Source organism: Hymenobacter gelipurpurascens, assembly GCF_900187375.1.
GTDB lineage: Bacteria > Bacteroidota > Bacteroidia > Cytophagales > Hymenobacteraceae > Hymenobacter > Hymenobacter gelipurpurascens.
Map to the genome: position 1 here is coordinate 497,211 of NZ_FYEW01000001.1, position 25,549 is coordinate 522,759.

At 57.1% G+C, this 25,549-nt stretch carries 15 protein-coding genes; 7 read left to right on the top strand and 8 right to left on the bottom strand.

Features of this window, described 5'->3' with window-relative positions:
- The first annotated feature begins 32 nt into the window (after positions 1 to 32).
- From CFT68_RS02065 to CFT68_RS02080, 4 genes are all read left to right on the top strand, one after another.
- Positions 33 to 1,631: an alpha-N-arabinofuranosidase gene (locus CFT68_RS02065; protein ID WP_088841764.1), complete on the top strand. Its 1,599-nt coding sequence runs from the start codon at positions 33 to 35 to the stop codon at positions 1,629 to 1,631.
- Between the two features lie 247 nt (positions 1,632 to 1,878).
- Entirely contained in the window at positions 1,879 to 2,952 is a 1,074-nt protein-coding gene (locus CFT68_RS02070) for an endo-1,4-beta-xylanase (RefSeq protein WP_245815250.1), read from the top strand.
- A 102-nt stretch (positions 2,953 to 3,054) separates the two neighbouring features.
- On the top strand, positions 3,055 to 5,709 hold the full coding sequence (locus tag CFT68_RS02075) for a glycosyl hydrolase 115 family protein (RefSeq protein WP_088841766.1): 2,655 nt from the start codon (positions 3,055 to 3,057) through the stop codon (positions 5,707 to 5,709).
- Positions 5,710 to 5,832: 123 nt separating this feature from the next.
- A complete protein-coding gene (locus tag CFT68_RS02080) occupies positions 5,833 to 8,199 on the top strand; it encodes a glycoside hydrolase family 127 protein (protein ID WP_088841767.1) in 2,367 nt (788 codons plus the stop codon).
- 195 nt (positions 8,200 to 8,394) lie between these two features.
- On the opposite strand, the gene CFT68_RS02085 is transcribed toward CFT68_RS02080, so the two are convergent.
- A complete protein-coding gene (locus CFT68_RS02085) occupies positions 8,395 to 11,208 on the bottom strand; it encodes a bifunctional transaldolase/phosoglucose isomerase (protein WP_088841768.1) in 2,814 nt (937 codons plus the stop codon).
- 437 nt (positions 11,209 to 11,645) lie between these two features.
- Between CFT68_RS02085 and CFT68_RS02090 the strand changes: the two genes are divergently transcribed.
- Positions 11,646 to 12,338, top strand: a complete 693-nt coding sequence (locus CFT68_RS02090) for a 3'-5' exonuclease (RefSeq protein ID WP_170934673.1) — start codon at positions 11,646 to 11,648, stop codon at positions 12,336 to 12,338.
- The gene (locus CFT68_RS02095) at positions 12,331 to 14,232 is read left to right on the top strand and encodes a DUF294 nucleotidyltransferase-like domain-containing protein (RefSeq protein ID WP_088841770.1); all 1,902 of its coding nucleotides are present in this window, start codon (positions 12,331 to 12,333) and stop codon (positions 14,230 to 14,232) included. Before CFT68_RS02090 ends, CFT68_RS02095 begins: the two co-directional genes overlap by 8 nt.
- Positions 14,233 to 14,308: 76 nt before the next feature.
- Here the strand turns inward: CFT68_RS02095 and CFT68_RS02100 are convergent, their stop codons facing one another.
- From CFT68_RS02100 to CFT68_RS02115, 4 genes are all read right to left on the bottom strand, one after another.
- Positions 14,309 to 14,818 carry a DUF5004 domain-containing protein gene (locus tag CFT68_RS02100; RefSeq protein ID WP_088841771.1) on the bottom strand — a complete coding sequence of 170 codons (510 nt, stop codon included), beginning with the start codon at positions 14,816 to 14,818 and terminating at the stop codon, positions 14,309 to 14,311.
- Positions 14,819 to 15,125: 307 nt separating this feature from the next.
- A complete protein-coding gene (mutM, locus tag CFT68_RS02105; RefSeq protein WP_088841772.1) occupies positions 15,126 to 15,950 on the bottom strand; it encodes a DNA-formamidopyrimidine glycosylase in 825 nt (274 codons plus the stop codon).
- Between the two features lie 41 nt (positions 15,951 to 15,991).
- Positions 15,992 to 16,900, bottom strand: coding sequence for a PhzF family phenazine biosynthesis protein (locus CFT68_RS02110; RefSeq protein WP_088841773.1), 909 nt, complete (start codon positions 16,898 to 16,900; stop codon positions 15,992 to 15,994).
- 114 nt (positions 16,901 to 17,014) lie between these two features.
- Complete coding sequence (locus tag CFT68_RS02115) at positions 17,015 to 17,899, bottom strand: M48 family metalloprotease (RefSeq protein ID WP_141106400.1); 885 nt, start codon at positions 17,897 to 17,899, stop codon at positions 17,015 to 17,017.
- Positions 17,900 to 18,486: 587 nt separating this feature from the next.
- Between CFT68_RS02115 and CFT68_RS02120 the strand changes: the two genes are divergently transcribed.
- Entirely contained in the window at positions 18,487 to 18,954 is a 468-nt protein-coding gene (locus CFT68_RS02120) for a MaoC family dehydratase (RefSeq protein ID WP_088841775.1), read from the top strand.
- 104 nt (positions 18,955 to 19,058) lie between these two features.
- On the opposite strand, the gene CFT68_RS02125 is transcribed toward CFT68_RS02120, so the two are convergent.
- The 3 genes from CFT68_RS02125 to CFT68_RS02135 form a co-directional block, all read right to left on the bottom strand.
- Entirely contained in the window at positions 19,059 to 20,858 is a 1,800-nt protein-coding gene (locus tag CFT68_RS02125; protein WP_088841776.1) for an ABC transporter ATP-binding protein, read from the bottom strand.
- Between the two features lie 91 nt (positions 20,859 to 20,949).
- Positions 20,950 to 22,644, bottom strand: coding sequence for an MFS transporter (locus CFT68_RS02130; protein WP_088841777.1), 1,695 nt, complete (start codon positions 22,642 to 22,644; stop codon positions 20,950 to 20,952).
- 203 nt (positions 22,645 to 22,847) lie between these two features.
- Complete coding sequence (locus tag CFT68_RS02135) at positions 22,848 to 25,013, bottom strand: hypothetical protein (protein ID WP_141106401.1); 2,166 nt, start codon at positions 25,011 to 25,013, stop codon at positions 22,848 to 22,850.
- Positions 25,014 to 25,549: the final 536 nt, after the last annotated feature.

Sequence of the window (25,549 nt, forward strand, 5' to 3'; positions counted from 1 at the left end):
GCCTAAACAGTTTCAGTCCATCAAATCCACCCATGACCTTCTTCTCCGTTCCATTTCCTCGCGCCACCAAAAAAACTGCCTTGCGCCATGCTGCCCTAACCATAGGCCTAGGCCTGGGACTGGCTTACGGGGCCGCAGCCCAAACCGTGCAAATGACCGTGCAGCCCGGCGACCCGAAAGTGCAGGTCAGCAAGCACATCTACGGGCATTTTGCCGAGCACCTGGGGCGGTGCATCTACGATGGATTTTGGGTGGATGAGAAGCTGAATGTGCCCAAACAGGGCCGCATTCGGATGGACATTGTGGAGGCGTTGCGCAAGATTAAGGTGCCCAATCTGCGCTGGCCCGGCGGCTGTTTTGCCGATACTTACCACTGGCACGATGGCGTAGGGCCCACGGCCCAGCGCCCCAAAATGCTCAACATGTGGTGGGGCAATAATCTAGAGGACAACTCCTTCGGGACGCATGAGTTTCTGGAGCTGTGCAAGCTGCTCGGTACCGAACCTTACCTGGCGGCCAACGTGGGCAGCGGCACGGTGCAGGAAATGGCCGGCTGGATGGAGTATCTCAACTCCAACAGCGACACGCCTCTGGTAATGGAGCGCCGCAAAAACGGCCACCCGGAGCCGTATGGCGTTTCGTGGTGGGGCATTGGCAACGAAAGTTGGGGCTGCGGCGGCAACATGACGGCCGACTACTACACCGACGTGTACAAGCGCTACGCTACTTTCGCGCACAACTACCCCAGCTCGCCGCCGCTCAAAAAAATCGTGAGCGGTGCCAACGGCGACGACGCCAACTGGACGGAAACGTGCATGAAGAAAATCCCGCTGAACATGATGTGGGGCCTGACCTTGCACCAGTACACGCTGCCCACTGGCAGCTGGACGGGCAGCAAGGGCAAGGCCACCGGCTTCAATGAGCAGGAGTACTTCAACACGATGCGCAACTGCCTACGAATGGAGGCCATCGTGACGAAGCACGCGGCCATCATGGACAAATACGACCCCGAAAAGAAGGTAGCCTTGCTGGTGGACGAGTGGGGTGTCTGGACCGATGTGGAACCCGGCACCAACCCCGGCTTTTTGTATCAGCAGAACTCCCTGCGTGATGCCCTTGTAGCCGGCACCACGCTCAATATTTTCAACAACCACGCCGACCGGGTGCGCGGGGCCAACCTGGCCCAGGCCATCAACGTGCTGCAGGCACTCATCCTCACGGATAAGGAAAAGATGCTGCTTACGCCCACTTATCACGTCTTTGACCTCTACCAGGTGCATCAGGATGCGCAGCTGCTGCCGCTGCAATTCACCAGCCCGGAGTACGTGATGGGCAACGAGAAAATCCCGGCGCTCAATGCTTCCGCCTCCAAAGACAAGAATGGCGTGGTGCATATTTCCCTAGTGAACCTCGATACCAAGAAGAGCCAGAAGCTGGAAACTACGCTGGCTGGTGTGAACTGGAAATCCGTTTCGGGCCGCATTCTGACTTCGCCGAAAGTCAACGACTACAACACCTTCGATAAGCCCAACACCGTGAAGCTGGCCAGCTTCAGCGGCGCCAAACAGCGCGGTGATAAACTGGCCGTGGAAGTGCCACCCCAGTCGGTAGTGGTTCTTGAGCTGAAGTAGAAAATGAACAAATGACGAGGTCATGCTGAGGCTCGATTGTAGAGACGCAATAGTTGGAATCTCGACGTTGAACGACTGGCCTAGAACAGCTTCGGGTAAACAATATCAGCAACGAGGAGATGCAAAATTTTGCGTCTCTACGACGTTCTCATTGCAGCGCGCGAGATGCTTCGACTGCGCGGACTCCATATCAAGCATGACGGTCAAATAAGCCCTTTCAACCTCTATGAAAACCACCCTGTTTCCTATGCGCAAACTCTCTCTGGCGGCTCTGCTGGTTGGTGGACTTGGCCTGCTTAGCAGCCAGCGCCCGGCCTCCGAAAAAACGCTGAAAGAGGCCTACAAGAACTACTTCCCGATTGGGGTAGCCGTGGGTGCCCGGCAGCTGAAAGGTGGTGAGGCCGAGCTCATCAAGCAGCAGTTCAACAGCGTGACACCGGAAAACGCCATGAAAATGGGCCCGATTCATCCGGAGGAAAACCGCTACTTCTGGACCGACGCCGACGCCATCGTGGACTTCGCGCAGGCCAACAAGCTACGCGTGCGGGGGCACAACCTGCTCTGGCACGAGCAAACGCCCAAGTGGCTGTTCAAGGATGCCGAGGGCAAGCAGGTGAGCAAGGAAGTATTGCTGAAGCGCCTGCACGACCACATCTTCACCGTAGTGAAACGCTACAAAGGCAAGATATACGCCTGGGACGTGGTGAACGAAGCCATTGCCGACAACCCCCAGGAGTTCCTGCGCAACTCGGAGTGGTACCAAATATGCGGCGAGGATTTCATTGCAAAAGCTTTCGAGTACGCCCACGAAGCCGACCCTAAAGCCCAGCTTTTCTACAATGACTACAACACCGAGCGGCCCGAAAAGCGCGAGCGAATCTATAAGCTGCTCAAGAAGCTGAAAGACGCCAACGTGCCGATTCATGGCGTAGGCCTGCAGGGGCACTGGTCGTTGCAGGAGCCTACGGAGGCGGAGCTGCGCAAGGCCATTGAGCAGTACTCCACACTGGGCCTGAAAGTGCAGATTACGGAGCTGGACGTGTCCATCTACCCCTGGGAAAAGGAGCGCCGCGCCAAGCGCCCCGGCGAGTCGGATGCCTACACGCCGGAGCTGGAGCAGAAGCAGGCGGAGCAGTACAAGATGTTCTTCCGCGTCTTCCGCGACTACAAGAACGTGCTGACCGGCGTCACCTTCTGGAACGTCTCGGACCAGTACAGCTGGCTGGATACGTACCCCGTCGCTGGCCGCAAAAACTACCCCTTGCTCTTCGACCAAAACCTGAAGCCCAAAAAGGCTTTTCAGGAAGTGGTGAAGTTCTAGAACAACAAAACGGTAACCCCCTTCCTCAGATGAGGAGAGAAGTTGCCGTTCTCTGTCTACAGTAAATAACTGCGGCTCATCAGCCTCTGCTTTTCCGTGCTTATGCCCATTCCACATTCCCATCCAACACGCTCAGCCCTGCTTGCTCGCTGGCTGCTGTGTGCCTTGCTGCTACTGGCCTACACTCAAAGCTGGGCCGACACCCCGACTGGCCTAGGCGAGCAGTACGTTTCTGCGAAGAAAGGTAAAGGCAGCTTCGCGCTGGCAGCATCCGGCAAAACTGCGCCGCTGTTTGTCAGTGCTCAGGATTGGGCCGGCGTACAGCGCGCCGCCAAAGATTTGCAGGCTGATATCAACCGCGTTACCAAACTCCAACCGACGTTAACCACTGACCAAGCGCCAAAGGGCAAGGAAGTAGTCCTGATTGGAACGCTTGGCAAAAGCCCGCTCATCGACCAGCTTGTACAGAGTAAAAAGCTCGATGTGTCGGGTATTGCCGGTAAGTGGGAAGTTTCCCTGGTGCAGGTGGTGGAGAAACCCATGCCGGGCATCGACCGGGCGTTGGTAATTGCGGGCAGCGACAAGCGCGGCACCATCTACGGCATTTATGAGGTGTCGCGGCAGATAGGGGTGTCGCCGTGGTACTGGTGGGCCGATGTGCCGGTGAAGGAGCAAAAGTCTTTATACGTAGCCGCGGGCCGCCACACGCAGGGTGAGCCGAAGGTGAAATACCGCGGCATTTTCCTCAACGACGAAGCACCAGCCCTGAGCGGCTGGGCCAAGGGGAAGTTTGGGGGTATCAACTCCAAAATGTACGTGCATGTATTTGAGCTGATTTTGCGCCTGAAGGGCAACTACTTGTGGCCCGCCATGTGGGGCAATGCCTTCAACGACGACGACAAGCAAAGCCCCATACTGGCCGACGAGTACGGCGTAGTCATGGGCACTTCTCACCACGAGCCCATGGTGCGCTCCCAGCAGGAGTGGAAACGCTTCGGCTCGGGCCCCTGGAACTACCAAACCAACCAGAAAACGCTGGAAGACTTCTGGCGTCAGGGTATCGTGAACATGGGCACCAAGGAAAGCATCGTCACCATTGGGATGCGCGGCGACGGCGACGAGCCCATGAGCGAGGAAAGCAACATTTCTCTGCTGGAGCGCATTGTGGCTGATCAGCGCAAGATTTTGGCCGAAGCCACCGGCAAACCCGCTGACCAAACACCGCAGCTCTGGGCCCTTTACAAGGAAGTGCAGGACTACTACGACCGCGGCATGCGCGTACCCGACGATGTAACGCTGCTCCTCTGCGACGACAACTGGGGCAACCTCCGCAAGCTGCCCAAGCCCGGCGAGAAGCCCCGCAGTGGCGGCTACGGTATCTACTACCACTTCGACTACGTGGGTGGCCCCCGCAACTACAAGTGGCTCAACACCAATCCGCTGCCTCGCATCTGGGAGCAAATGCACCTGGCCCACGAGTACGGTGCTAATCAGATCTGGATTGTGAACGTGGGCGATCTGAAGCCCATGGAGCTTCCCATCAGCTTCTTCCTCGATTACGCCTGGAACCCCGACCGCATTAAAGCTACCGACGTAGCGGCCTATACCCAGCGTTGGGCGGCGCAGCAGTTCGGCGAGAAGCATGCTGCCGGCATTGCCGACATCCTGGCCAATTATGCCAAGTACAACGCCCGCCGTAAGCCTGAGCTGCTGGACCAGAAAACCTACAGCCTGGCTACCGGCGAGTGGGCTACCGTAGTGAATGATTACAACCAGCTGCTGAACCGCGCCGAGGCCATCAACCAGGCTATTCCGGCCGCCTCCCGCGACGCTTACTACCAACTGGTGCTGCACCCGGTGCAGGCCTGCGCCAATCTGAATGAGCTCTACTTCACCGTGGCTCTTAACCACGACGCGGCCCAAAAAGGTCAGGCCGACACCAACGGGCTGGCCGAGAAAGCCAAGGCGCTGTATGCCAAGGATGCGGAAATCACGAAACGCTACCATGCCGTGGCGGGCGGCAAGTGGAACCACATGATGGACCAGACCCACATTGGCTACACCTACTGGCAGCAGCCCAACGAGCAAAAGATGCCCGAGGTAAAAACGCTGCCAAACGCCACAGCACCTGCCGTTGCGCCCATCATACCCGCTAGGCCAGTAGCCGTACCTACCGCTGGTGCGGGTTTCCTGGAAAGCAATGGCTACGTAAGCATAGAGGCCGAGCATTACACCAAAGCCGTAACTGGCAGCGCCATCACCTGGCAGAACCTGCCCGACCTGGGCCGTACCCTAGGCGCCGTGACCACCTTCCCGGTGACAGCCGCGGCAGAGGCTACACCCGGTGGCCAGTCTCCTCACCTGCAGTACACCATCACGCTGCAGCAGGCCGGTCCCGTTACGGTGCAGGCCTACTTGGCGCCCACGCTCAATTTCGCGGGCGGGCAGGGCTTGCGCTACGCCGTTTCTATTGACGATGAAGCCCCGCAAATAGTGAACCTGCACACTGGCCTAGTGGCCGATAATGGCAACAGACCCTGGGAAAGGGCGGTGGCCGAAAGCATCCTTATCAAAACCTCGCAGCACACGGTAGCCGCCGCGGGCACGCACACGCTGAAGTTCTGGCGCGTAGACCCCGGCGTGGTGCTGGAAAAACTGGTCGTGAGCCGCGGCACGGTGCCTGCTAGCTACCTTGGTCCGCCCGAAAGCTCTTCCGCGAAGCCAGCTGCGGGGAAAGGCAGCGTAGGCCGCCGGTAGTACATACGCATCTGCAAAAGGCAGCTGCAGCCTAAGTCCTATAAGGAATTGGTTGTAGCTGCCTTTATTACTTAAAATTGAACAGAGCTGGCCTATCAGCCAGAACGAAATAAGTTGATTGTTATGCGAGGTAAAGCATTGCTGTTGAGTGCCTGGCTGGTGCCGGGAATAGTGCTAGGCCAGTCGAAGCCCCTGGAAACCTTCCCGGTGTCGGCGGTGCAGCTGCTGGCTAGCCCTTTCCAAGTGGCCCAGCAAACCGATAAAGCCTATATACTGGCACTGAACCCCGACCGGTTGCTGGCGCCTTATCTGGCCGAAGCGGGTTTGCCCCCGAAGGCGGAGCGCTACGGCAACTGGGAAAATACTGGCCTAGACGGGCACATGGGCGGGCACTACCTCTCTGCCCTGGCCTACATGTACGCCGCCACCGCCGATGCGCAGGTGCAGCAGCGCCTCACCTATATGATCAACCAACTGGAGCAGTGTCAGCAGCAGAACGGCAACGGCTACTTGGGTGGCGTGCCTGGCGGCCGGGCCATGTGGCAGCAGATCAAGGAAGGGCGCATTGATGCCAACAGCTTCGGGCTCAATAAGAAGTGGGTGCCTCTCTACAACCTTCACAAAACCTACGCCGGCCTGCGCGATGCCTACATGATAGGCGGCAACGAAAAGGCCAAAGGCATGCTCATCAAGCTCACCGACTGGTGCCTCGACCTGACGGCTAACCTCTCCGACGAGCAGATTCAGCAGATGCTGCGTAGTGAGCACGGGGGCCTGAACGAGGTGTTTGCTGATGTGGCTCAGCTCACGGGCGATACGAAATACCTGCGCCTGGCCCAGCGCTTTTCCCACCGCGCGGTACTGGAACCCTTGTTGGCTGGGAAAGACATGCTCAACGGCATGCACGCCAACACACAAATACCTAAAGTTATTGGCTTCGAGCGAATTGCTGAAGTTGGCGGTGACCCCGCCTGGGCTAATGCGGCCACGTTCTTCTGGAAAACCGTGGTGGAAAACCGGACGGTATCTATTGGGGGCAACAGCGTGAGTGAGCACTTCAACCCAACGACCAGCTTCGCCTCCATGCTGGAAAGCACCGAGGGGCCGGAAACGTGCAACACCTACAACATGCTCAAGCTCAGCAAGCAGTTGTATCTCACCAGCGGCTCCACGCGTTACCTCGATTTTTACGAGCGCGCCACCTACAATCATATTCTCTCCACGCAGCACCCGGGGCAGGGCGGTTTTGTGTATTTCACGCCCATGCGACCCCGCCACTACCGCGTGTATTCGCAGCCGCAGGAGGGGATGTGGTGCTGCGTGGGTTCTGGGCTAGAAAACCACGGCAAGTACGGCGAACTGGCCTACGCCCACCGCGGGCAGCAGGAACTGCTGGTGAATCTGTTTCTGCCCTCACGCCTCACCTGGCCCGCGCAAGGCCTGACCCTGACGCAGGAAACTACCTTCCCCCGCGAAGAACGCTCCCAGCTGAAGCTCCAATTGAAGAAAGCTCGCCAGTTTGCGCTCAGCATCCGGCAACCCAACTGGCTGCCTACAGGCAAGCTGCAGGTGCTGGTGAACGGTAAGCCCGTAGCCACTAGTGCAGTCTCACCCGGCTACGTAACCGTGCAGCGCAAGTGGCGCTCCGGCGACGTAGTGACTGTGGCGCTGCCAATGGAAACCAAGGCCGAGTACCTGCCCGATCATTCGCCCTGGGTGTCGTTCGTGCACGGGCCGGTGGTGCTGGCCGCCGTAACGGATACGACGGATCTGGTAGGCCTGCACGCCAACGGTCAACGCATGGCCCACGTAGCCAGCGGGCCGCTCTATCCGGTGGAGGAAGCGCCAGTGCTCGTTTCGACGGATAAAAACGTAGCGGCCGGCATCACGCCCGTGCCTGGGCAGCCGCTCACGTTTTCAGCGGCGAAGCTGATTGATTCTGACAAGTACCGCAACATGCGCCTCGTGCCTTTTTCGCAAATTCATGATGCCCGCTACATGGTATACTGGCCCGTGACAACACCCGAAGGCCTGGCCGCGCGCAAGGAGGAAATCCGGCGCCGAGACGAAGAGAAACGGGCTCTGGAAGCCCGCACCGTTGACCAAGTGACGCCCGGCGAGCAACAGCCAGAATCAGATCATGGATTTCAGGGCGAGCAAACCGAGTCGGGTAGCCACCGCAACCGCCACTGGCGCCACGCCAAAGGCTGGTTCAGCTACAACCTACGCAACCCCAACCGCTCCGCCCGCGCGCTCCGCGTGACTTACTCCGGCGGCGACAAAGACCGGCAGTTCACTATTCTGGTAAACGGCATGCCGCTCACGAAAGTAGCCTTGCAAGGCAATCCGCAGGGTGACTTCTACGATGTGGACTATGCCCTGCCCAAAGCCCTGCAACAAGCCAATGCGCCTACCACGCTGGTCGTGAAATTCGAGGCGGCCCCTGGCTCAACGGCCGGAGGAGTGTTCGATGTGCGTCTGCTGAAATAAGCACACACTCTGGTACAGTCAGCAAATCGGAGTGGCCTAGCAATAAGTCTTGGCCTGGGAGCCAAGCTAGGCCAGTCGACCAGATGAGTACCTTAACTGCGCCATGCCTAGCGTGTGAGAAACTGTACAACCAAAAAAAGGGCGGCCACATGCGTGGCCGCCCTTTTTTTAAAGCTGGTTAGCAGTGGCCTAGGCCTATGCAGACAGCTCCTGAATCAGCTTCTGCAGACCTTGCTCGGCATTGTTGCCGAGGTCTACGCGTAGCGTACGACGGTCGTAGTCGCGGAGGGCCTGCAGATCGCCTTGGGCCTGGGCATTCTTCAGGGTGCCGAAGGTGTAGGAGCGGCCGGGGAGGGGCAGGTCGTTGGGGTTTTCTGCCGTCAGCTGCAGGAACAGGCCAGTGTTGGGGCCGCCCTTGTGGTACTGACCCGTGGAGTGCAGGAAGCGCGGGCCGTAGCCGAACGTGGTAGCCACGTGCAGACGCTTCTGCAGCAAGGCACGCAGCTTATCAATCGACTCATTCAGCGCGGGCGACTCCGTCAGGTAGGCTTGGATGGAAACGTAGTCGCCGGGATTCGCCTGGAAGAACTGGCCTAGCAGCTCGGTTGCTGAGCCAGCGGCCGGTACGCCATAGTAGGCCAGTCCATCAGCAGAAAATGCCTTCTCTTCTTCGGGCAGCTGGCCTTTTTCGGCTACTTCCTTCATCAGCTTATCGGTAGCCGTTTTGGCGGCCTGCACGTTGGGCTGATCGAAGGGGTTGATGCCGAATACGGCGCTGGCAGCGGCCGTGGCCACTTCCCAACGGTAGAACTCCGCGCCCAGGTCCAGCGCATCGTGCATCCGGATGCTGATAACCGGATGGCCCGCCTGCTGCAGCGCCTGCAGCTTCTGCTGGTTAGCCTCATCGGCTTCGTTTTCATAGCCCACGTACACGAATACGCGGTCCTGGCCGTAGAGGCTTGCATCGGTCAGCGGCTCGCCGGCTACGGGCAATATGCCTTTGCCCAGCTTGCCGGTGCTTTCCGCAATCAGCTGCTCCAGCCACAGGCCCAGGTCGTGCAACGACTGTGGTACCACGAGGGTCAGCTTGTCGCGGCCCTGCTCGGCGAGTACGCCCAAGGCCACGCCCAGCTCCACGCCGGGGTTTTGCTCAACCGGGCCATAGCCACCGCAGGCACGCATCATCAGGATGGCACGCTGCAGTATTTCGCCTACCGGAATGCCGTAGAGGGCCGCCGGCACCAGCCCGAAGTAGGTGAGGGCCGAGAAACGGCCGCCTACTTCCGTGAAATTCAGGAAGATTTTGCGGTAGCCTTCTTTCGTGGCGGCCTCAATGAACTTGGAGCCGGGGTCAGTAATGGCCACAAAATTCTCGCCGGCTTTGTCGCCTTTGATTTGCTTGAGACGGTCGTAGAAATAGTCGCCGAAAGCCAGGGGCTCGGCCGTGGTGCCCGATTTACTGGCCACGATAAATAGGGTTTCCGCCAGCGGCACGCTTTCTTCAATCTGACGTACGGTACCGGGGTCGGTGGTGTCCAGAATCGAGATGGGCAGGCCCTCAGCGCTGCGCTTAAATGACTTCTGGAACACGATGGGGGCCATGGAGCTGCCGCCCATGCCCATCACTACTACGTGCTTGAAACCGGCGGCGCGCACTTCCTGCACAAACTGCTCGATTTCAGGCACGGCGCTTACCATGGTTTCGGCCACACGGAGCCAGCCCATGAAGCTGCGGATGCTTTGCTGCGCCTCAGCATCCTGAGTCCACAACCCGGCCTCTTTCTGCCAAAAGCCTTCGGTGAAATTCTTCGCCTTGAACTCCTGAATTTTAGCGTCTACCGCAGCCTGATACTGGCCTAGCTGGTAGGTAGCGGGGGCTACGGTTTCAGTAAGAGCCTCCTGGCGCTTCTTCTCCAGAGCAGCCATCAGCTTACCGAAGGGCTCCTTAAATTTCTGGCCGCCTTCCTGCTCCAGCTGGTTGGTCAGCTCTTCCAGATTGATGCCCAGCTCTGGCAGGCGCCGCAGTACGTCGGCGGCTTTGTCGGTGCCTTCTTCCAGACGGACGGCGGGCTTCCCTTTCTCCCGGAAAATGTCCATCGTTTCCACCGGAATCGTGTTTACGGTGTGCGGCCCAATCAGCGACTCCACGTACTTCAAGTCGTCGTACTTGGGGTTTTTGTTGCCGGTGCTGGCCCACAGCAGGCGCTGGGTGCTGGCGTCTTTCTGCTGCAGCTTCTCCCACCGCTCGCCGGCGAATATCTCCTTGTAGATCTGGTAGGCCTGTTTGGCGCTCGATACGGCCACTTCGCCCACGAGGCTTTGGGCCAACTCGCCTTTCTCGCCGCCCTCGGCCGCCAGCTTTTCCAGCATGGGGTCGATCAGCACATCAATGCGCGAGAGGAAGAAGCTGGCTACGGAAGCAATGTTATCAATGGGCAAACCAGCAGCGGCGCGGTCTTCTAGGCCACTCAGGTAAGCCTCGGCTACGGCGCGGTAGCGCTCCAGCCCGAAAATCAGGGTCACGTTGACGTTGATGCCCTCCGAGATGAGGCGACGGATGGCGGGGAGACCTTCCAGTGTGGCGGGCACCTTTATCATCACGTTGGGGCGGTCTACGGCTTTCCAGAAGCGCATGCCTTCCTCAATGGTGCCTTCCGTGTCGTTCACCAGCTCCGGCGATACTTCCAGGCTCACGTAGCCGTCGCCGGAGTTGTCGTTGCTGTCGTAGAGCGGGCGGAATAGGTCGCAGGCCAGCTGCACGTCGGCAATGGCCAGCTCCGTATAGATTTCGTCTACGGATTTGTTCTGCAGGGCTAGTGCGCGGATGGCGGAGTCGTAGTCGTCGGAGCCCCCAATGGCCTTCTCAAAGATGGCTGGGTTTGAGGTGACGCCACGCAGGGAGTCTTCCGAAATAAGCTTTTGCAGCTCGCCGTTTACCAGAATCTTGCGGCGAATGAAGTCGAGCCAAATGCTTTGGTTGAACTGGCGGATGTCTACTAGTGCGTTCATTATGAATGAAATATGTAGGAGCGTAAACTGGAAGATAATAGGGCAGCAGCGGGGTACTAGGCCACTCAGTTGTACAGCTACACCTGCTGAAACCAACTTTTCGGCGGAAAGCTACGAAAGTTAAGGCCACCTACGGAAGCCAAAAAGGAGAACCAGCGTCCCTAGGCCACTCTAGCGGTGCTGATGCGGACAAGAACGGAAATAAAGTAGGTATTTTTGCACAATCGATTGTGCAAAATTGCGCTATTTTGTCGGGTAACCCAACATCCTAAGCAACCAAGTGGTGGCGCAAGACGCTTGATCAAGTGTAAGTATGCCTGAGCAAAAGGCGTGCGTCAGTTGCAGCGTTGTGCATGAAATAGGTTCAGCACCCACACTTACCTTCGTTTAACCCGCGGCCATGGGCCTATGATGCCCCTATCAAAGAACCTTATCTGGTGAGAGAATTTCTGCTGTTTGTAGATACCGAAACAACGGGGCTGCCACTTCGCTGGGATGCGCCCTACGCTGAGGAACGCTACTGGCCACATATTGCCCAGTTGGCCTGGGGAATTTACACGCCTGCCGGTGAACTGATCAAATCGGAAAGCCACTATTTGCGAGTGCCACCCGGTACTATGCAGGACTCTGCCTTGGCCATTCATGGCCTCACCTCCAGCTTTTTACAGGAGCAGGGGGAGGAGCCACACGCCGTATTGGAGCGTCTGCACACCGACCTACTGGCCTACAACCCATTAGTGGTAGGCCACTATTTGCAGCTCGATTTTCATGTAGTGGGCTCAGGGTTTCACCGGGTAGGCCTCTCCAATCCGTTGGAAGAGTTACCTACCTTCTGCACCATGCAGCTCACCCACGGCGTGCCCGCCCCACTGGGTAGGCGTCACCTGCGGCTGGGGGAGCTGTTCGAGAAGCTGTTTCAGCGTCCTATGGAACGCCAGCACGATGCCTGGGCCGATGCGCAGGCCACGGCGCAATGCTTCTTCGAGCTGCAGCGCAGAGGCAACCTCACCGAAAAACTAATTGAGCAGCAGTCGCCCCTGACTGTACCCAAGCCCGGCCGCCGGTGGCCGGTAGGGTGGTTCCTGCTGGTCGCTGCTGTTTCCTTGTTACTTTACCTCATCTATGCATAACCGCCTTGCTTTTCTCCAGACTGTGGAGCCCTTTAGCCTGCTGCCCGCCGAGGTGCTGGAAGGCGTGGTCGATCTGCTTCAGGAAGTGCACTACACCAAAGACACGCTTCTGTATCAGCAGGATGTCTCGAAGCTGCGTGGGCTGGACATCATTGTGGAAGGCGAGTACGAGACGTTTTTCTACGATACCGACCAGAACAAGCGCCTGCCAGAGGCCTACGGGCCCGGCACCTGCTACGGCGGCATGTCGATTCTACTGAATAAAAAACGCTCCCTCCGGACTGTAGTGGCTCACAAAGGCACCAAAGTGCTGGCATTGCCGCGCCGCGATTTTCGGGCACTCTGCCTGGCCTACGAGGCATTTTTTCACTACTTCACTGCCCGCTACGGGCAGCGCATGCTCAATGAGGAGTACGCGCACTTCGTGAAGCCCACGCCGGCGCCGGAGCAGAACTACATTGCCGCCGATCAGCTGTATTCGCGCCGCATTGAGACGCTGGAAGCCCGCGACATCGTTTCCTGCCCTGGCACCACGCCCATTTTTGAAGCCGCCCGGCGCATGGCTGCCGGTAAAGTCAGCTGCCTGTTTGTGACGGATGAAGCGGGCAAAATCATAGGCTATGTCACTGATATCACGCTACGCGACAACGTGGTAGCGCAACAGCTGGATGCCGCTAGGCCAGTAGCGGAGGTCACGGATACGCCCATCGTATCTATCCGCAGCGAGGCGTATGTGTATGAGGCCATTCTGCTCATGTTCCAGACCAAAACGCGCTACCTGCTGGTGGAGCGGGGCGGCGAATACGTGGGTTTCCTGAGCCGCAACAAGCTCCTGAGCGACTTGGCGCAGTCGCCGTTTATGTTCATTCAGGCCGTGAAGCTGGCCCAAAGTACCCGCGAGCTGAAGCGCCGCTGGGGTATGGTGCCGGATATAGTAAACCAGCTGCTGAGCCGGGGCGTGAAGCCCGAAATCGTGAACCAAGTGATTACCACCGTAGCTGACACGATTTCGCTGAAAGTCATTGAAACGGTGCTGGCGGAGTTGGGGCCGGCGCCGGCCAAATTCGTGTTTATGGTGCTGGGAAGCGAAGGCCGCAAAGAGCAAACCTTGGCCACCGATCAGGATAACGCCATCATCTACGAAGACAAGGCCAATGAGCAGCGGGAGCTGGTACGGGCGTACTTCCTGAAGTTCGCCGAGTTGGTTTCCGACCAGCTCAACCACATAGGCCTACACTTCTGCACGGGCGGCTTCATGGCCAAAAACCCCAAATGGACGCACTCTCTCTCGCACTGGAAGCGAAACTACCATCAGTGGATGAGCGAATCGAATGTGGAGACGGTAATGAAGTTCTCTACTTTCTTCGACTGCCGGTACCTCTACGGCGAGGCCAGCATTATGCAAGAGCTGCAGACCTATCTGCACGAGGAACTGCAAGGGCCGCTGGACCGGTTTCTGTTCTTCATGGCCAAAAATGCCCTGCAATACGAGCCGCCGCTCACGTTCTTCCGCAGCTTCCGCACCTTCACGCAAGGCACTCAGCAAGTCTTCGACCTTAAAAAAACCATGACGCCCATTGTGGACCTGGTGCGGGTGTACGCGCTTAAAAACCAGATTTTTCCTACCAATACTGGCGAGCGGCTGGCCCAGCTCCGCGAGCGGGGCGTGTTCACGGCCAAAGAATACGAAGAGCTGCTGCAGGCCTACTACTACCTGATGGGCATGCGCCTGAAAAAGCAAGCCCGCCAGATCAGTGACGACCATACCGAGCCGACCAACTACCTCGACCCCAAGCAGCTAACCCAAGTAGAGCAGGTTACTCTAAAGGAAATCTTCAAAGTTATTGGCGACTTCCAGTTGAAGATCAAAGTGAGTTTCACTAAGGCACTCTAGGCCAGTTCGCACCAATACAAAGCGCCCGACCACATGGTGGCCGGGCGCTTTGTATTGGTGCGAACTAGGTGAAAAACTAGTGCGAGAATACCGAAGTAAAAGTAGTAGCTGGAGCACCTTCCGCCTGCTGGATCAGCTTCACACGCAGAGTAGTGGCGGTCAGTTCTTCCACAGCGAAGTGGCGAGTTACGTTAGGCTGTGCAATAGTCAGCGAGTCGCCACCGGCGCTCAGCTTCCAGGAGCCGGCAATTTGCTGAGGGGCTTCGGGGAAAGGCTTCACGGCAGCCTCATCCAGCACGAAAGAACCATCGGCTTTGAAGACATGCTGGTTGTCGCGCTGGGCGGGTTTCATGCGGGGCAACAGGTCTACGGCTGGAGCAGCGGTAGCACCGGGTGTTGCGGTAGCCAGCGTTAGGCTGGTTAGGTGCCAGGGGCTGGCGGTCAATAATTCTGGCTGCGATTTGGCGGCGGTTGCAGCGGCTGCCACTTCCTGGGCGGGGTCCTTAATTTCCTCAATCTCTTTCTCACAGGAGGCCAACACTAGGGTGGCAGCCACCATGCTCAGGAATATGGGCAGTTTCTTCATGAAAGGGGTTTTGGTGTTTGTGCAACAATAGGTTTTAGGTCGTGGAACTTCTGCGGCAAATGCCTACTCGTTTACGTCCAACTTCACTTTTCCACGGCTACCGAGGTCTGCCGTTGTCACAAAGCTAAGGGATTATAAAGTATGGTAGATCAGGGGGTTGTAAAAAAAGTATGAATTTTACCACCTCATGTAGAATTCATGCTAAAAACGAAGCATTTTCTTGATAATGTGTTGATTAAATCTCAAAAAAATAAAAATGCCGTTCCTTTTTAAGAACGGCATTAAGTATGCTGATTTTGTATTATTACTATATACTATTTTCAGGCTGACAAACTGGGCATGTATATGTAGCTCGACCGCCAACGTAACTTTTTGCTATTGCAGTGGTGGTGTGGCGTGGGCAATACAAGTGCTGATCGGAGCCGGGTGCCGCGGAATCGTCCCATTCGCGTGCATGAATCAGAAAGCCGGCCGGAAAATGTCGGTACATAGCTTCGTGTCGGATAGCCGTACTGAGAACCAGTTGGATAGCTGTCTGCAGCGCCTGAAATTCTTGGTCGGATAAACTGTTGGCTAAGCGTTCCGGATGAATATAGGCTTGAAATAGTACCTCATCTACTATCCAATTACCCAAGCCCGCCGTGATGCTCTGGTCAAGCAACAACGGCTTAATAAGGGATTTGCGGTGGCCTAGCTTCTGCTTAAGCTGCTCAGTAGTAATTTCTAAAGCATCGGGCCCTAGCTTCTTCGCCTTTTGATAGGCGGCCACACTTTCTGCCAGCCGAATGCGGCCAAACTTTCTGGGGTCAATAAAGGCAATGCGCAGCCCAGAGTCGAGATGCAGGGCCACGCGGGTAAAGCGAGGTGCGTCGGGTTCGTCGCGGTAGGCCCCCACGTCACCCGTCATCCCGAAGTGCAACACGAGAATCTGGCCGGTATCCAGCTCCAGAAAGCAGTTCTTGCCCAAGCGAGTGGTAGCTACGATGGAGTGGCCTAGCAGAGCATTCCGCAAGACATCTTCCTCAGTTGCCAACACATGGGTGTCTTTCACTTCAAAGGCCACAATGGTCTGGCCCACCACCAACTCATCAAGGAAGCGGCGGTAGGTTTCTACTTCGGGTAATTCTGGCATGTAGGAATAACTAAGAGGTATAGGGGCGGGCCGATAGTGGCCTAGGAAGGCAACGAAAGCCGCCCTTCCACCACCACTACCCCAGTGCCGCCAATTTGTACGGCCTCCATGGCGGTAGGCGGCCCCAGCACGCTGACCTGCACCGTGCCTGGGCGGCCCAGCCAGTGGCCCTGTTCAGCTACAAAGTTTGGCCCCGATAAGTGCCCATAGTGCCACAGGTAGGCCGCCATTCCGCCCGTTGCGGAACCGGTTACGGGATCTTCGGCTATATCGGGAGGAGTGCAGAAGTGGCGGGCAAATGTCTGGCCGGCGGGGGTGGCGCCTTCTAGGCAGAACAAATGGGGGCTAAAGAAATCGGAGGAGCTGCGGTAGGCATCCAGGGCGGCAGGGTTGGGGAGGAAGGCGCGGCGGAGCGTGGCGGCATCGCGCAGCAAAACCATTAGCTGGGGCGTTCCGGTGCTAACGGTCTGGACCAGAGAGCCCGGCAGCACATCATCGGGCGTGAGGCCAAACAGCGGGAGAACCACCGCCGGATCATGCACCTGCCCAAACACTGGCTGGCGTTGCGTCATAATCACCTGCGCTAGGCCACCCGGCGCGGCGGGCGGCAGCACATCAATGCGGATAGGACCGTATAGCAACTCCAGGTGCAGAGTAAGGGGCTGCTCAGCAGGCATTGCAAGCCGACCGGCATGTAGCAAGGCTGTAATAGTGGCAATAGTGGGGTGGCCAGCTAACGGAATTTCTTCGGCGGGCGTAAAGTAGCGAACCGCGAATTCTGCGGTAGTGGAGCGGCGTACAAACGCTGTTTCCGACTGATTGAACTCGCGGGCCAGCCGCTGCATCTGCTCATCGGTCAGGTCGTCGGCATCCAAGACCACGGCACAGGGGTTGCCGCCCAGCGCCACATCCGTGAAAGCGTCAACCAGCAAAAAAGGAAAAGAAGCCATAATAAGGAGCTTGGTAGGAGCCGCGAAGGTACACCACACACTCTGCTAGGCCACTTAAACACAAAAGGCCTGCTTCCTTTGCGGAGCAGACCTTTTAGCAAGCGTAATTTCAGACTAGGAAGGGTCGGAGAGCATGGCTACCTGCCGGCCAGTATTATCGAAGATGCCCCCGTTCTTACTGATGTAGAGTCGGTTTTGCTGCGAGTCTATCAGGACGTAGGGGAAGCTGAGGCTTTCGGAGCGGGTAAGGCGGCCAACTACTTGGGCCGTGCGCTCGGATGGGTCTACCCGAACTACATTGAGGCGGTTGGTGAGGTAGAATGGCACATCGGGGCTATTGCGGAAAGTGATTTTGCCCAGAATGCTCACGGGCGCAGCCGAAGTAGCCACCGTGCGTACCGGAGCCGTAGCGCGGTTTACGAGAACCGCCGGCGTAGCCGAAGGAGCGGCAGTACGCGTGCTGGCTACAATCTGCTGATTAGCCCGCTGCCAGCCCTCCCCGATGGAAGTCAGACGAGTGCTGCGACCGGGATGCGTAGGGGAGGCCTCATCATCAGACACGATGGCCATAGCAGCCTGCGCCTGGGCCATACTTGCGCCCATCTTCCGCAGTACAAAGCCCGAAAACTCATCGGCTTCCAGCTCATCGGTGGGGTTGGAGCCACCGGGCTTTAGGGTATGGCCGTTAAGGTGATGCCCCATTTCGTGGGCCAGAATGCTGATGCCAGCCCAGTCGGTGCGGCCGGCGCGGTTTACGGCGCCCACAAACTGCGGATTATATAGAAGGTAACGCTTGCCGCCATACACCACAGCAGCGGCATTCTGCACCTGCGAAGTAGCCTGCAGCTCAAAACGAGGTTTGAGACCAACCACATCCGTTATTTCGCGCAGCACGTCGCGCTGGCCAGAACCGGAAGATTGTGCGGAAATTGTACCAACGGTCGGCCACAGAACCATCAGCAAGCCCGCAAGGGAGCGGTATAAACGGAGTCGTTTCATGAAAAAATCCAGTTGGGTGTTAGTCTTGGTATGACAATTATCCTGCCGAAAAACTCTATAGTTACTAGAGATATCCTGGCCCATAAAAGGTTGCTTTTAATGGGCGGAATTTGCCTTGTGACCTGTCAGAAGTTCTCTTGCAGCTTGCAGTGCAAAAGAAGGGCCAGGGTATTGGCTCTGCTTGAGTTGCATATAAAAAACACAATTTGCCAGAAGCCAGTTCCCTGCCAAGCAAGCGCAACAGATAAGCCGTGCTGGCAACGTCTGTCTGCTTTCAGTATCAGGTGAGGCTCCTTCCACTTTCCAACGAGTAAAGCGCGCTGAAAGTATTCGGCCACACAGAGAGTGGCCTAGGACTTGGGAAGGATATTTCAACGGGCAACGTTCAGGGCTTTTTTTATCTTGTTGCCTCATTCCCTGCCTTCGTTCATATGCACGTCAGTACTGCTGCTAGGCGCTACTTACAGTGGTGCCAATTTGGCCTCCGTAAGCCCGTAGGCCGTATAGTAGCATCTGTAGGCCACTCCTTGCGCTCTTAACTCACCTCTGATTACGCTGCCCAATAAGGACAGCAGCTACCTAACTACATGAGTAACATTGTCATCCGTAGCCTCGCCGAACTTCAGCAACATGAAGGACAAGAACTGGGCGTCTCTGAGTATTACACCATCACCCAGGAGCAAATAAACAAGTTTGCCGACGCCACTCTGGACCACCAGTGGATTCATCTGGATGCTGAGCGCGCCAAAACAGAAACTCCCTTTCAGTCTACTATTGCGCACGGCTACCTCACGGTGTCGTTGCTACCGTATCTGTGGTCGCAGATTGTGACGATTGAAAACCTGAAAATGCAGGTGAACTACGAAATTGAACGCTTGCGTTTCAATCAGGCTGTTCTGGTGAACAATGCGGTTCGGTTGCGGGCCAAGTTGCTTTCTGTGAAAGATTTGCGCGGCATAGCCAAAGCCAGCATCGAGGTGGCTTTAGAAATTCAGGACGGCAAAAAGCCCGCTTACACGGGCGTTGTTACGTTCCTGTATCACTTCAATAGCTAGGACAGTACACCAATTAAAAAAAGGCGTCCTGCGGACGAATAAAGAATGGGCGACTGATATTGGCCCCGATTCTTTATTCGCCCGCAGGACGCCTTTTGATTGAATTAGGCCTTGGCTAGCGCTTTCGCGGGCGCTATTTCGGCTTGGGGCCGCTCGCCGATCTGCTGCCGCCACATGGCGTAGTAAAGTCCTTTTTTGGTCAGTAGTTCCTCGTGGCGGCCTTGCTCCGCAATGTGTCCTCGCTCCAACACATAAATGCGGTCGGCGTGCAGGATGGTACTGAGGCGGTGCGCAATAAGAATGGTCATGTGCTGGCGCGAGCCTGATAGCTCCCGCACCGTTTTGCCAATTTCTTCCTCCGTAAGTGAATCGAGGGCCGAAGTAGCCTCATCAAACACCAGCAAGGTGGGCTTGCGGAGCAGGGCGCGGGCAATGCTGAGGCGCTGCTTCTCACCACCCGAAACTTTCACGCCCCCTTCACCAATCACGGTGTCGAGGCCTAGCGGTGCGCGGGCCAGCAGCGTATCGGCGGCGGCCTGGCGCAGGGCCAGCAAGCATTCCTCATCAGTAGCCTGAGGCGCCACGAAGCGAAGGTTTTCCCGGATGGTTCCGGCAAAAAGCTGCGTATCCTGGGTCACGAAGCCTATTTGCTCGCGCAGCTCATCCAGATCAATATCGGCGCCGGGTATGCCATTGTACAGGATCTGACCCGCGAGGGGCGGATAGAGGCCTACGAGCAGCTTTACCAACGTGGTCTTGCCAGAACCCGATGGGCCTACAAAGGCAATTGTTTCGCCGAGCTTTGTGGTGAAGGAAATATTGGACAGGGCCGCGCCATTGGCGGTAAGATGCTTGAAGGTGACGTGCTCAAACGCTAAGTTGTCGATGTGCGCGACGGACTTAGGCTGGGCCGGTTTCACGTCTTTGGGCGTGTCGAGAATCTGCTGGAAGTTGCCAAGCGAAATCTCTGTTTCGCGGTAAATGCCAATGATGGCGCCCAGCTCCTGCAGCGGCCCGAAAATGGAGAACGAGTAGATGAAGAACGAGAAGAACTCACCCAAGCTGATGTGATTCTGCACTCGCAGGTACAAAAGCAGCAGAATAATGACGTTGCGAAGCAAGTTCACAAACGTGCCCTGCACAAACGAGAGGGAACGGAGGTAGCGCACCTTGCGCAGCTCCAGCTTCAGGATTTTATCGGTGATGCCGTTCAGGCGTTGGGTTTCCTGTTGGGCTAGGCCTAGGCTTTTGATCAGCTCAATATTGCGCAGGCTTTCGGTAGTGGAGCCGGCCAAGGCTGTGGTTTCGGCCACAATGGTTTTCTGAATAACCTTGATGCGCTTGCTCAAAAAGAAGCTCAGAATGCCCAGCAGCGGAATGGTAAGGAAGTAGCCAACCGCAATAGGCCAGTACACCGTAATGGCGTACCACATCACGAACGTGATGCCCACCACTGCCGTAAATATCACGTTTACAAAGCTCTGAATCAGCTTCTCTACATCGGTCCGCACCTTCTGGAGCTTGCCCAGCGTTTCGCCGGAGCGTTGGTCTTCAAATACCTGATAAGGCAGGTCCAGGGAATGGCGTAGGCCATCGGAGTACATTTTAGCCCCGAGCCGCTGGGTGATAACGTTGACGTAGTAATCCTGGAAGTTCTTGGCAATGCGCGACACCATGGCCACGCCCAGCATCATGCCGATATAGGGGGCTGCCTCCCGGAAAAAAGGCCAGAACGGCACCAGATGTAGCCCACTGGCACCGCCATCTTTCGGGACAAAATGATCGACCAGCCGCCGGAACAGGTAAGGGTCGAGCAGGGAAAATATCTGGTTGATGGCGGCCAGTAGCAACGCCAGAATTAGCAGGCCCCAATAGTTGCGGAGGTAGCCGTAGAGCAATTTCATAAGTGCAGAAGAGGGGAGAGAGTCAGGTGAAAAGCGCTGCGAGAGGAGAAAGGTTTAAGACCGATCAAACAGCGTCATGAAATTACCACTATTACGCCGTAGCCTCGCCGGCGGTGCTGGCCACGAGCCGGGTGCTGCCGGGTACCATCACGGGCTCCGTCGGGACGGGGGCATCATGCAGGGCTAGCAGGTGTGAAACTAGGGGCGGTTCCGGGCCCTGGTGTAGCTGTCGGGCCTGGGTTTTCAGCAGTTCTTCATCCTGACTTACGCCGCGTTCGTGCTGCTGCGCATGCTCTTCCCACGATTCTACCATGAAGTACTCCACGAGCCGCGTAGGATCGGCCAAGTCTACATACGTGCCCACCCGGATGGCACCCTCGCGGCGACGGATGCGGGCCAGTTGATCCATTATTGCCATAAAGGCCGGCCTGTCCTGAGGGGCCACGCGGTAGATGGTTGTGATGATAACTGGACCTTCTGAGGGCACAGGCGCCAGGGCCAGCACGGGCTCATTGCGTGGCCTAGCAGGCGTAAAATCGAGATTTTCGCCTGTGCGCAGAGAGAAACGAAACACGAGCAATGTGCTGAGCAGCAGCCACCCGGTCGCGCCAGCCAGCGCCGGTGCCACGCCCACCCGTTCGGCTACCGTGCCCCATACCACGCTGCCCAACGCCATGCCGCCTTGTATGGTAAGCAGGTACAGGCTGATGGTGCGTGCCTGCACCCAGCGCGGCACCACCGTTTGTACGCCCACGCTAAAGGAGTTCAATACCAGCATCCAGGCCAGGCCTACCAGCGTGAGCAGCGCATACAGGAGCCAGTGGTTATTGGCGTAGGCCAGCCCGGCTAGGCCACTGGCAAACGCCACGGTGGCCAGCGTTACGCGCATATCAATGGTGAGTCGGCGGTTGAGTCGGGGAAGAATCACGGCACCTATCACGGCCCCAATGCCCATGCAGGAAAGCAGCATGGAGTAAAACGACGTGGGCTCCTGCAGGCGCTGCGTCACGACGGCCGGCATCAGGGCAAACAGCGCGCTGGCCCCAAACGTGAAACTCACGCCGCGCACCAGAATGTGCTGCACCGGAGGGGCAAACCGCGCGTACCGGATGCCGCCCCGAATTGCGGCAATAATACGCTCACCAGCTAAAGGCGAAGTAGTCTGGGGCGCCCGCTTCCAGCTCCAGACCATGTACATAGTCGCCACAAACGATATACCGTTGAGCAGAAAAGCCGCTCCCGACGAAAAGTAGCCAATCACGAGGCCACCCAGCGCCGGCCCGAAAGCGCGGGCCAGGTTAAAGCTGACACTATTGAGCGCAATGGCCTGGGGCAGTTCGGCGCGGGGTACCAGCTCGGGCGTTACGGTTTGCCACACGGGGTTATTGAGCGCGCCGCCCAGGCCTAGCATAAACGTGAGCAGCAGCAGCAGCCACGGCGTAGTGAGGCCTAGGAGCGTTACGGTGGCCAGTACGAGGGCCGTGCCCGCCATCCAGGTTTGGGTGAGCAGCAGCATTTTGCGCCGGTCTACCAAATCGGCGAGGGCACCGGCGGGCAGACTCAGCAGAAACACGGGCAGCGCCGAAGCTGTCTGTAGCAAGGCCACCAGCGCGGGCGAAGGCGTCAGCTGCGTCATCAGCCCCACGGCGCCCACGTTCTGCATCCACGTGCCTATGTTTGAGACGAAGGAGGCAATCCAGAGCATCCGGAAAAACGGAATGCGCAGCGGGGTGAAAGGGGAGGTACTGGCGGGAGGCGGAGAGGGTGCAGTAACGGGCACGGACATACAAGCGTGAAGCGAATCACAAAGAGGCCTAGGCCACTCCGTGTTATATATGGATGCCAATACTTACGCAGCAGGGCTAAAACTGATAAGCACCTCTGGCTAAAAGACTCCGAAAGTGGCCTAGGCCACTACTTAATGAAAACGCTCGAACCGTTACGGCCCGAGCGCTTTTTAAAAAGTAGAGTAAAGTGTGAGGTACCGAGTTATAATCGGATGCCAATACCTGGCCCCAGCATAAAGAACATTTTTTGCTTATTCAACAGGAAGCCACCGCCTAGATACAGCGGAAAAGTAAACTTCGCATCACTGCGAGTCGGGTATACGGAGCCTAACACTACAATGCCTAGCTCCCGAGATACACTGGCATCTTGGCTTAGGTTGAAAGCGTTGAAAGCAACGAATCCAGCGCCTACTTTGTAGGGGCGCAACTTGTTGATTTTATTTGGGTTATAAAAACTAAACTGTGCAAGCGTCGCTAAACTGATACCATTAAACGAGTTATAGCCTTTTACATCACTATTAATCTGCTTGGTAAGTAGGCCTGCCGGAAAGCTAATGTCAATATCGAACTTCACGCGCCGCTGGAGTACTAGCTCTAGTTGCTGCGTGAAGCCCGGCTCCTGGTACTGAGCCTGGGTATGTCTGACAGTGATAAGAATTTTACTCCAATCGTCGAGGTCGTAGGTTTTGCGGTATCCCAGCAAGTTGTTCAGGCTGATGTTGCCCACCTGGCACTGCTTGTCCTGATAGAAGGCGCCGCGCACGGAGTTACCATCGGGGCACACTACAATATTATCGACAGTGCGCATTTCAATCAGCTCACCTTTTGCGTTCTGGGTGCGGATGTCGAAGGTTAGGTACTGCTTGCCGTACAGCTGCTGCTCCGAGTCGATGGCGCCTGCGTTGAAGCTGAACACCACGTCGCGGATGGTTTTGTCGTAGAGCACCGGGCCGTTCAGGCGCGTGACTGGCCTAGGCGCTTCACCGAAGGTGACAGCCACAAAATCAAGCGGATGCGGGCGCTGAAACTCCCGCACGGGCAACGACTGGCCCGTTGGTTGGCCGGCATTGAAGATGGTGATGCGCTTCTTGTCAATCGTGATAGGTACCTGCACGCGGTACACCACCGAGGCATCGGTCCGGATGCTGGAATCGGATGGAATTATCCGCACATCCTCGAAATGGAACCGCCCTCTCGACAGCGACTCGCCTTCCAGGCGCACATCTACCGTCTCGCCGGGGTTTACGTTGGTGTTCGTGCTCCAGTCGCCGCCACGGTGGCGCACGCTCACGGTGTTGATGCTGATTTTGGGCGAGATATTGAAGTTGGTGATGTACTTGGCCTGGTCGTTCTCCTTGATATAGAGGTAGCTATCGGTCTGGCGGTGCGTGTTGTACACGCGCAGCCAGCAAAGCACCCGGTCGTTCGTCAGGTACTGGCGCGTGAACAGCTCCGCCACCAGTCCGCCACCCGCTTCTTCCTGGTCTTCAATCCGGTAGGTTTTCTTCAGATCGAACGTCCGGCCGTTGTCCAGAATCAGCTCTACGCCCTTGCGCCGGGAGGCGTCATCGAGCGTAATTTCCTTTTTATCGACACTGAGAAAGCGCAAACGCGAGGCCTTAACCGTAAATTCCTGCCGAATAGGCGGCAGCGCAAAGCTTACCCGGCGGTTGTTGTCGATGAGGAAAGCGCGCTCGGTTTGGGCGCGCATCGTGAGCAGGCGCGTACCGAGGGCGTTGGGCAGCACATGCAGGCGGAGTGCTCCATTTTCCTGATCGAGGCGGTAGTCGATATCCTGCCCCTTTGTCCATTCTGAGGAAAGCCGGATGTTTTTGGGGTAGTTGCTGGTGAGGGTAAATACCTTTTCTTCCCCAATAAAGAGCTCCGTATCGGTGGGCTTAAACTCCAGCGTGGTGCGCGTAACGGGCAGCAGATTTACGGTTTGCGTCAGGGCCGGGTGGCCTACGGAGTCGGAAGGCTGTCGGAAGGTGAGGCGCAGGTAGCGAGTAGCACCTAGGTCTTTAAACCGTAGCTTGGCCCGGTAGTACTGCCCGCCCTCAATGGCCGTCAGGGAATCGAGCAGGGAAAAATCGGCGGAGCGCACCAGCCGCAAAGGAGCATTGGGCTTCACCTGCTGCGGATACACCAGCAGCTCGGCCGTTTCGTCATCCTGCCGATAGTAGAAGTACAGGTTCGGCTCGTTTTGTACCAGCACCGTGTTGCGGCTTAACTGGTAGCGCATGGTATCCGTGCGCAGGCTCAGGTCGCGGATGAGTGGCGTATTCTGGGCAGTAGCGGTGAAAGCGCAAAGAAGCAGCAGACTTGTGGCTAGCGCACACAAGCTGCGAAACCGGAATAGGTGCAGCACAGCAAACAAAGGAAATAGGACCTCCGAACCCCACGAAGGTCCGGCAAAGGTACAGCCCTGACACAGCCATCCGAATACTTGTGTATGGTTTTTCCTACTGGGTTTGTATTTGCCGGTCCTGTCCTTACTGGATTCGGCTGCCGCAGTATAGGCCAGGTTGTACCGTTGGATCAGTCCAGCCTTTTGTAACCTGACCAACACCATCAATTGCGACAGGGCCAGTATTGTGAGCTTTACCGCCCCTGATTATTTGAAATTCTTACTAGTCCCTTTGATTGTCGTTACCTGACCCCAGTGGAGTTCCAGGACCTTTGTAAGGTGGTTGGCAAGGCCGCGGCAAAGGGTTGGGATACTGACTACTCTAGCTTTCGATAGTCAGTGCCCACAGCACGCCGTAGTTCACTGCAGCAGCAACCCGCACCGACTAGAAGGTGGCCTAGCAGCATGCCAGGAGGATGTGCCTACCTAGGAACTCATCAACCGGATGAGAGACGATAAGCAAGGCTAAAAATCCCACTCAGTGTAATAGAAAGCAG

Excerpts from the sequence above, each read along its gene's own strand:
- CFT68_RS02065 (WP_088841764.1), top strand. The coding sequence starts at position 33 with ATGACCTTCTTCTCCGTTCCATTTCCTCGCGCCACCAAAAAAACTGCC.
- CFT68_RS02070 (WP_245815250.1), top strand. The coding sequence starts at position 1,879 with ATGCGCAAACTCTCTCTGGCGGCTCTGCTGGTTGGTGGACTTGGCCTG.
- CFT68_RS02075 (WP_088841766.1), top strand. The coding sequence starts at position 3,055 with ATGCCCATTCCACATTCCCATCCAACACGCTCAGCCCTGCTTGCTCGC.
- CFT68_RS02080 (WP_088841767.1), top strand. The coding sequence starts at position 5,833 with ATGCGAGGTAAAGCATTGCTGTTGAGTGCCTGGCTGGTGCCGGGAATA.
- CFT68_RS02085 (WP_088841768.1), bottom strand. The coding sequence starts at position 11,208 with ATGAACGCACTAGTAGACATCCGCCAGTTCAACCAAAGCATTTGGCTC.
- CFT68_RS02095 (WP_088841770.1), top strand. The coding sequence starts at position 12,331 with ATGCATAACCGCCTTGCTTTTCTCCAGACTGTGGAGCCCTTTAGCCTG.
- CFT68_RS02100 (WP_088841771.1), bottom strand. The coding sequence starts at position 14,818 with ATGAAGAAACTGCCCATATTCCTGAGCATGGTGGCTGCCACCCTAGTG.
- mutM (WP_088841772.1), bottom strand. The coding sequence starts at position 15,950 with ATGCCAGAATTACCCGAAGTAGAAACCTACCGCCGCTTCCTTGATGAG.
- CFT68_RS02110 (WP_088841773.1), bottom strand. The coding sequence starts at position 16,900 with ATGGCTTCTTTTCCTTTTTTGCTGGTTGACGCTTTCACGGATGTGGCG.
- CFT68_RS02115 (WP_141106400.1), bottom strand. The coding sequence starts at position 17,899 with ATGAAACGACTCCGTTTATACCGCTCCCTTGCGGGCTTGCTGATGGTT.
- CFT68_RS02120 (WP_088841775.1), top strand. The coding sequence starts at position 18,487 with ATGAGTAACATTGTCATCCGTAGCCTCGCCGAACTTCAGCAACATGAA.
- CFT68_RS02125 (WP_088841776.1), bottom strand. The coding sequence starts at position 20,858 with ATGAAATTGCTCTACGGCTACCTCCGCAACTATTGGGGCCTGCTAATT.
- CFT68_RS02130 (WP_088841777.1), bottom strand. The coding sequence starts at position 22,644 with ATGTCCGTGCCCGTTACTGCACCCTCTCCGCCTCCCGCCAGTACCTCC.